The organism is Limnospira sp. PMC 1279.21, from assembly GCF_032349615.1.
Lineage (GTDB): Bacteria > Cyanobacteriota > Cyanobacteriia > Cyanobacteriales > Microcoleaceae > Limnospira > Limnospira fusiformis.
Genome location: NZ_JARPLU010000239.1, coordinates 1 through 5471 on the forward strand (window position 1 = coordinate 1; position 5471 = coordinate 5471).

The following is a 5471-nucleotide window of genomic DNA, read 5'->3' on the forward strand; positions in this document are numbered from 1 at the left end:
GATTTCTGAGACGACTTCTGCTTCGGGGTAGAGGTTGGACAGTGCGGCCACCTGTCGGTTGAGGTCGGACTGCTGGGCGCGGCTACTAACTCTGGCATAGATAACGACTTTGCGTTTGTCACTGCCTGATTTGGCAGTATATCACTCAACGTTGTATCGTCGTTGCCCAGCGGGGGTTCTGATGGTCTCGATTGAGCCATTGGAGTCCCATCTGCGGAGTGTTCTTTCATGGACTCCAAGGATTTGGGCGGCTTCCTTGGGTTTGACATATCTGGCAATAGGTTTATCCTCAACCCTTCTCGCTTATTATACCGTATTGCCCTAAAATATTAACCGAATTTGTGATTAAATCATGCTCTTTCAAGATTCTGTTTCTAGCAGATAGAAAGATAGATCCACATCTGGGATAATTAAATTATTCCAGATTTTGCAATACTCAGAAACTTCCGGCTAATGCAAGATTTTTCCGGGTTAAATGTATCTGATAACAGTTCTCAGCTACCATTATCAGGCTTTGGGAACCTTTTACCCGGTTTGGATGCCGATCTAGTTTTTATTCAGAATCAATCGGGGGAGTATCTACTATTTTCTTGGCGACAATGCGATCGCCATCCCCTTCCTGTGGACAAAATCACGGGAACTAATATGGCAGATACATTTAAGCCTCTGGTACTCGGACCCTATCAAGAAAGAATCCACCGGATGATCACCAGCTTAATACCAGAGCGCTTCAGTTATCCATTTTGTTATGAAGAATACTATTTTCCCCTAGAACTGATTGTCAGTCCCATATTAAAATCTAACGGCACTGCTACCCATGTTCTGGTGATGGGGCGACTACTGGAAAATTCTCAACTGAATCTTAACCCTAATCAAGAACTGATTGCCTACCGCGCCTTACCATCTAATTTTGATATCCAGCAAAAAATGCTGGTTCAAATTGCCGGAACCCTTTGCCGCAGCGTTCCCCCCACTTCTCAAATTTATCAAACTATTATCAGCCAAATTACTCAAAAAATTCGCCGCACTCTGGATTTAAAAGAGATTTGGCAACAAACTGTTAACGGCTTGGGTCAGGTTCTTGGTGTCAGTCGCTGTATTATCTGTCCCTATCGCAGCACCTCTGATAAGTCTACCCAAGTGGTGGCTGAGTACCGCCAACAAGATGTCCCCATGATGTTGGGTTTAAATCTATCGAGTGAGTCGGAATTGGGTTGGCTCAAGCCTTAGCCACTTTAGAACCGATTATCATTGAGCGCAGTTCCCCTGAAAATGACCCCTATCAACGCTATTCGTTGATGGTTGTTGCTACTGCTTATCAAGATCAGCCTAATTCTTTGATTTTCCTTCATCAATGCGATCGCACTCGCCAGTGGACGGCGGCGGAAATAGATTTTGTCCGGGAGTTGGCTACTCATGTGGGAACCGCGATCGCCCATGCTACCCTTTATCAGGAGTTAGAAGAAGCTAGACTAGAAGCGATCGCTCTTTCTCGTCTCAAAAGTGAGTTCCTCGCCAATACTTCCCACGAACTCCGAACTCCCCTTAACGGTATGATCGGCTTCCTTCAGTTAGTCTTAGATGGTATGGCTGATGACCCAGAGGAAGAACGGGAATTTATCGAACAAGCACATCAAGCAGCTATTCATCTCCTGAATTTAATTAATGATGTTTTAGATATTGCCAAAATTGAAGCGGGTAAAATGGATATTGAACTCGCCTTGGTCAAAGTTGATGAAGTTATCGGAGAAATCGAACATTTTATTCGACCTCAAGTTGAACAAAAAAATTTGAAATTTACTATTCAACCAGAAGCTGTCAATAGTCAAATTATTGTTTATGGCAACTATCAGCGCATCTTACAAGTGATTCTAAATTTCCTGGAAAATGCGATTAAATTTACTCACAAAGGCGGCATTAATATTAGCATAGGAATTATTCGGAAAAATGTGATGATTCAAAATCAAAAATTTCCGGGATTTGTGGAGTTTAGAGTTGTGGATACTGGTATTGGTGTTCCCATTGAAAAGCAAGATAGATTATTCCACGCTTTTTCTCAGGTTGATAGTGGTTACACTAAGCAATATGGGGGGACGGGACTCGGTTTAGTTATTTCTCAAAAGCTGGTTCAAGCTATGGGAGGTAAGGTTAAGTTTTACAGTTTGGGGGAAGGCTTAGGATCAACTGTGACTTTTACTATTCCTCTCTATCAAGAACCATGATATTAATTACCAAAAGATAGGGGGTTGACAACCTCCGAAATATCATGGTACTATTTTGATATATGATTTTATAATGAAAATCTTGCCTTGTTAAATAAAATTGCGACTATTCCCATTATCTAAAATGATACCACAAGCCGACCGGAAAAGCAACCCCCACAGCTTCCCATCGGCAAATTTTTTTTGTTACAAAACTTAACAATAAATTTACAAATCTCATTGTTATTGTTGCAGTAAGCGTTGATAGTCCACTACTCGACAAATGCGCCATTCAGGTAGTATTGTGGCTCCTATATGTTGGTAAAATGCGATCGCCGATTGATTCCAGTCGAGGACAGTCCACTCTAAGCGCCCATACCGACGTTCTAGGGCTACTTGAGCGACCTGTTGGATCAAGGCTTTCCCAATGCCTAAACCTCGATATTCAGGCATAACAAATAGGTCTTCTAAATGAATGCCGGGTTGAGTCAAGAACGTGGAAAAGTTATGAAAAAACAGAGCAAAGCCTACGGTTTTTTGCTCCCATTCAGCGATAATGACCTCAGCCATTGGCCGATCGCCAAATAGATGCTGTTTCAAGGTTTCCAGATCTCCAGTGACTTGGTGGGAGAGTTTTTCATATTCAGCCAAAGCCTTAATTAAAGCCCAAATGACCGGAACATCATCAACAGTAGCAGGACGGATAATTAGTTGAGCAGGCATAGTTACTTAGAAGTTGACAACTGATTTTAATCGGTTCGACATGGGGAGGAGTTAGCTAGTTAGCAGTCTGCTCAAAAAAAGTAAAGATTCTTAGAGTTTAATCTAGGCCTAAAATGGTTATAATGGCTTCACTTTGTAATTAAAGTTACCATAACACCATGTCACAACCGACAATCGAATCAATTTTACACGAGAAACGGTTATTTCATCCGTCCGAGGACTTCTCCAAACAGGCCCGGATTAAGAGCATGGAAGAGTACCGGGAACTCTACGAGAAAGCCAAAGCTAACCCGGAAGCCTTTTGGGCAGAATTAGCCGAAAATGAGTTGCACTGGTTTAAAAAATGGGATCAGGTGCTGGACTGGCAGCCACCTTTTGCTAAGTGGTTTGTGGGGGGCAAAATTAATATTTCCTATAATTGCCTCGATCGCCATTTGACTACCTGGCGCAAAAATAAAGCCGCTTTAATTTGGGAAGGCGAACCGGGAGACTCTCGCACCCTGACTTATTCCCAACTACATCGGGAAGTTTGCCAAATGGCTAACGTGATTAAACAGTTGGGAGTCAAAAAAGGCGATCGCGTTGGGATTTATATGCCCATGATACCAGAGGCGGCGATCGCTATGTTGGCTTGTGCCAGAATTGGCGCACCCCATACCGTCATTTTTGGCGGTTTTAGTGCCGAGGCTTTAAAAGACCGCCTGGAAGATGCCCAAGCTAAATTGGTGATTACTGCTGATGGTGGTTGGCGCAAAGATGCGATCGTACCCCTAAAAGAACAGGTAGATAAGGCTTTACAAGCTGGTGCGCCTAGTGTTGATAACGTTTTGGTCGTACAGCGCACTCAGCAAAAAATCCAGATGGAACCCGGACGGGACCACTGGTGGCATGACTTGCAACAAAATGCTTCCGGGCAATGTCCCGCCGAAGAAATGGATAGTGAGGATATGCTGTTTATCCTTTACACTAGCGGGACTACTGGTAAACCCAAGGGAGTTGTACACACTACTGGTGGCTATAATCTTTACAGTCACATTACTAATCAGTGGGCTTTTGATTTACAGGATACTGATGTTTACTGGTGTACCGCTGATGTGGGTTGGATTACTGGCCATAGTTATATTGTCTATGGGCCTTTGTCCAATGGGGCCACAACTTTGATGTATGAAGGGGCTCCCCGTGCTTCTAATCCCGGTTGTCTGTGGGATGTGGTAGAAAAGTATGGGGTCACTATTTTCTATACTGCTCCTACTGCTATTCGAGCTTTGATGAAAATGGGTGAAAGACACCCTAATGCTCGTGATTTGTCTTCCTTGCGGATTTTGGGGACCGTCGGAGAACCCATTAACCCAGAAGCCTGGATTTGGTATAACCGCGTCATTGGTCACGGAAAATGTCCCATTGTTGATACTTGGTGGCAAACCGAAACCGGGGGTTTTATGATTACTCCTCTTCCCGGTGCGACTCCTACTAAGCCGGGTTCCGCTACTTTGCCTTTCCCTGGAATTATTGCTGATGTGGTTGATACCGAAGGCGAACCTGTTACTAATAATTCTGGGGGGTATTTGGTGGTGCGTCACCCCTGGCCGGGTATGATGCGGACTGTTTATGGCGACCCCGATCGCTTCCGTCGTACTTATTGGGAGTATTTACGACCTAAAAATGGCGATTATGTCTACTTCGCTGGTGATGGCGCTCATAAAGATGAGGATGGCTATTTCTGGGTGATGGGCCGCGTTGATGATGTGATTAATGTTTCCGGTCATCGCTTGGGGACTATGGAGGTTGAGTCCGCTTTGGTTTCTCATCCCGCTGTCGCTGAGGCGGCTGTGGTTGGCCGTCCTGATGAGGTTAAGGGTGAGGAAATTGTGGCTTTTGTTACTCTCGAAGGCGATCGCCAACCTGATGAAGCCTTGGAAAAAGAGTTGAAGCAGCACGTTGTTAATGAAATTGGCGCTTTGGCTCGTCCCGGAGAAATTCGCTTTTCTGATGATTTGCCTAAGACTCGTTCCGGTAAAATTATGCGACGTTTATTGCGATCGCTTGCTTCCGGCCAGGAGATTTCTGGGGATACTTCCACTCTCCAAGATCGCACCGTTCTCGAAAAGTTGCGCGGTGGCGCTTAGTTGAGCAATTCCCTCCCTCCTTAATTGAGGCGGGATTTTTTTAGCCACAACTTTGGTGCGTCAGTTTCCCCCATCGGGAAATCATTAATTAATTGCTCTGACGCACCCGATCGCATTTTTGATTTTTTCGTCAACATCAAAATCCGCCCCGCCGCAGGGGTTGACAGGAAGCCGAAATTTTGCTACGATATTAGTATCAAGTTAGATAATGGAAATATAATCTAATTTTTAAAAATTGCAAATATTCCTATTATGATACGAGTATACTGTCAAGCACCCCAAAAGTCAAGCCCCTACCCCCAAAAAGCGAAATTTTTAACATTTCTTAATATTTGATTTTTTCGTCAATATTTCAGGTCATCTGGGGAGAGCAAGAATTTAATCCAAGATTTGCTTTATATCTTAGGACAATAAGGTACAG

General features: G+C 44.0%; 4 protein-coding genes and 1 pseudogene. 3 read left to right on the top strand and 2 right to left on the bottom strand.

Going from position 1 to position 5471, the window contains the following annotated elements:
• A pseudogene (locus P5683_RS22415) lies at positions 1-279 on the bottom strand (MerR family DNA-binding transcriptional regulator); the annotation flags it as partial.
• 174 nt (positions 280-453) lie between these two features.
• Here P5683_RS22415 and P5683_RS22420 point away from each other — a divergent pair.
• Both P5683_RS22420 and P5683_RS22425 read left to right on the top strand, forming a co-directional pair.
• Positions 454-1230, top strand: a complete 777-nt coding sequence (locus P5683_RS22420; RefSeq protein WP_006623869.1) for a hypothetical protein — start codon at positions 454-456, stop codon at positions 1228-1230.
• On the top strand, positions 1215-2222 hold the full coding sequence (locus P5683_RS22425) for an ATP-binding protein (protein WP_006623870.1): 1008 nt from the start codon (positions 1215-1217) through the stop codon (positions 2220-2222). Before P5683_RS22420 ends, P5683_RS22425 begins: the two co-directional genes overlap by 16 nt.
• 222 nt (positions 2223-2444) lie before the next feature.
• On the opposite strand, the gene P5683_RS22430 is transcribed toward P5683_RS22425, so the two are convergent.
• Positions 2445-2924 (bottom strand): GNAT family N-acetyltransferase, encoded by a 480-nt coding sequence (locus P5683_RS22430; protein ID WP_006623871.1) that lies wholly within the window; start codon positions 2922-2924, stop codon positions 2445-2447.
• A gap of 158 nt (positions 2925-3082) precedes the next feature.
• Between P5683_RS22430 and acs the strand changes: the two genes are divergently transcribed.
• A complete protein-coding gene (gene acs / locus P5683_RS22435) occupies positions 3083-5050 on the top strand; it encodes an acetate--CoA ligase (protein WP_006669802.1) in 1968 nt (655 codons plus the stop codon).
• Positions 5051-5471 lie beyond the last annotated feature (421 nt).

Excerpts from the sequence above, each read along its gene's own strand:
- P5683_RS22420 (WP_006623869.1), top strand. The coding sequence starts at position 454 with ATGCAAGATTTTTCCGGGTTAAATGTATCTGATAACAGTTCTCAGCTA.
- P5683_RS22430 (WP_006623871.1), bottom strand. The coding sequence starts at position 2,924 with ATGCCTGCTCAACTAATTATCCGTCCTGCTACTGTTGATGATGTTCCG.
- acs (WP_006669802.1), top strand. The coding sequence starts at position 3,083 with ATGTCACAACCGACAATCGAATCAATTTTACACGAGAAACGGTTATTT.